The 2,641-nt window shown below is 75.0% G+C and carries 2 protein-coding genes; both read left to right on the top strand.

What is annotated here, in order from left to right; translation table 11 throughout:
* Positions 1 to 825 (top strand): phosphopantetheine-binding protein (locus ACGFZP_RS39405; protein WP_392942301.1); only part of this gene is annotated, 825 nt, incomplete at its 5' end.
* Positions 826 to 930: 105 nt separating this feature from the next.
* On the top strand, positions 931 to 2,641 hold a 1,711-nt coding region (locus tag ACGFZP_RS39400; protein ID WP_392942298.1), incomplete at its 3' end, for a type I polyketide synthase.

Here is a 2,641-nt window from a genome sequence, read left to right as displayed (position 1 = left end):
GGCCTCCCCGCCACCTCCATCGCCTACGGCCTCTGGCACGACACCAGCACCCTCACCACCAACCTCCACACCACCGACCACACCCGAATGAGCCGAGGCGGCGTCCTCCCGCTCAGCACCGAACAGGGCCTGGCCCTGCTCGACGACGCCCTCGCCGGACACCAGCCCGTCGTCACGGCGCTCCGCCTGGACAGCGGCGCCGCCGACGTACCGACGCTGCTCCAGGGCGTGCTGCGCGCACCGCGGCGCCGCGCCGCGGCGGCCCCGGCCTCCGGCGGAGTCCCCGGGCAGGGCCTGAAGGAGCGGCTCACCGGCCTCCCGGCGGCCCGGCAGCGGCGCGTCGTCCTCGACCTGGTGCGCGGCGAGGCGGCGACCGTCCTCGCCCACCCCGACCCGGACCGGCTCGCCCCGGACCAGCCGTTCAAGGACCTCGGCTTCGACTCCCTCACCGCCGTCGAACTCCGCAACCGCCTGCGCACCACCACCGGACTCCACCTCCCCACCACCCTCGTCTACGACCACCCCACGCCCGAGGCCCTGGCCACCGCCGTCCTGGCGGAACTCGCCCCCGAACCGGCCTCCGCCAACGCCGCCGTGCTCGGCGAGATCTCCCGACTCGAAGGCCTGCTCGGCGAGTTCACCGACGGGCGGGCGGCCGAGGGGGACCGCGAACGGGACGAGGTGACCGCCCGGCTGCGCGCCCTGCTGCGCGGCTGGGACGACGCCAGGCCGGGCGCCCAGGAGGTCGAGGAGCAGGTCGACCTCGAAGCGGCCGACGACGACGAGCTCTTCAGCGCACTCGAACGCGAACTCGGCTCGGACTGACCGAGGTTCAGCACCACCACCAGCCCGGACCGGAGCGGCCGGCCGGACCGGCCAGGCCCCCGGCCCGGCCGACCGCACCCACCAATGCCAAGGGAGGCGCCACAGATGGCCAGCACCGAGGAGACCCTGCGCGAGTACCTCAAGCGCGCGACGACCGAACTCCGCCAGGCCAAGCGCCGGTTGCGCGAGGCCGAGGCCCGCGACCACGAGCCGGTCGCGGTGGTGGGAATCGGCTGCCGCTTCCCCGGCGGGGTGGAGTCGCCGACCGATCTGTGGCACCTGGTCGCCGAGGGCGTCGACGCGATCGGCCCGTTCCCGGACGACCGGGGCTGGGACACCGACGCGCTCTACGACCCCGACCCGGAGCAGCCCCGCACCACCTACATCCGCGAGGGCGGATTCCTGCGCGGGGCAGCCGAGTTCGACCACGCCTTCTTCGGGATCAGCGCCCGTGAGGCGACCGCGATGGACCCGCAGCAGCGACTGCTGCTGGAGACCACCTGGGAGGCCCTGGAGCGGTCCGGCATCGACCCGGTCGGCCTGCGCGGCTCACGGACCTCGGTGTTCACCGGACTCATCGCCCAGGAGTACGCGCCCCGGGCCGGGGAGGCCCCGGGCGAGTACGAGGGCTACTTCCTGGCCGGCAACACCACCAGCGTGGCGTCGGGACGGGTGGCGTACGTCCTCGGGCTGGAGGGCCCGGCGGTGACGGTCGACACCTCGTGCTCCTCCTCGCTGGTCGCCATCCACTACGCGCTGCAGTCGCTCCGCAGCGGCGAGAGCACCCTCGCGCTGGCCGGCGGCGCGACCGTGATCGCCCGGCCGAGCGTGTACACCGAGTTCAGCCGCCAGAAGGGCCTGGCCCCGGACGCGCGCTGCAAGCCCTTCGCCGCGGGCTCGGACGGCACCGGGTTCTCGGAGGGCGTCGGCGTCCTCGTCCTGGAGAAGCTCTCGGACGCGCGCCGCAACGGCCACCCCGTCCTCGCGGTGATCCGGGGTTCGGCGGTCAACCAGGACGGCGCCAGCAACGGGCTCACCGCGCCCAACGGCCCCTCCCAGCGGCGGGTCATCCAGGAGGCGCTGGCCAACGCCGAGCTGACCCCCGACCAGGTGGACGTGGTCGAGGCGCACGGCACGGGCACCACCCTCGGCGACCCGATCGAGGCCCAGGCGATCCTCGCCACCTACGGCCAGGACCGCGAACTGCCGGTCTACCTGGGGTCGATCAAGTCGAACATCGGACACACCCAGGCCGCGGCCGGCGTCGCGGGCGTGATCAAGATGATCGAGGCCTTCCGGCACGGCGAGCTGCCGCGCTCGCTGCACCTGGACGCGCCCTCCCCGCACGTCGACTGGGCGGTGGGCAAGGTCGAGCTGCTCGCCGAGCACACGCCCTGGCCGCCGACCGGGCGCACCCGCCGGGCCGCCGTCTCCTCCTTCGGCATCAGCGGCACCAACGCCCATGTGATCCTGGAGGCCCCCGAGCCCGAGGCGGCCGCGGACGGCGAGGAGCCGCCCGCTCCCGCGCCCGAGGCGGTCCGCGCGGAGCAGGCCGAGCTCACCGACCCGGCCGACCTCACCGGCCTCTCCGACCCGGCCGAGCTCACCGACCCGTCGCAGCAGACCCCGCGGCTGTGGCCGCTGTCCGCACGGGATCCGCAGGCGCTGCGCGAGCAGGCCCGGCGGCTGCGCGCGCACCTGGACACCACCACCGCCACCCTCGCCGACACCGCCCACGCCCTCGCCACCACCCGCACCGCCCACCCCCACCGCGCCACCATCACCACCACCGACCCCACCGAACTGCGCACCGCCC

It is taken from the genome of Kitasatospora sp. NPDC048239 (assembly GCF_043202015.1).
Lineage (GTDB): Bacteria > Actinomycetota > Actinomycetes > Streptomycetales > Streptomycetaceae > Kitasatospora.
This window is presented reverse-complemented; position numbering and strand designations above follow the sequence as displayed.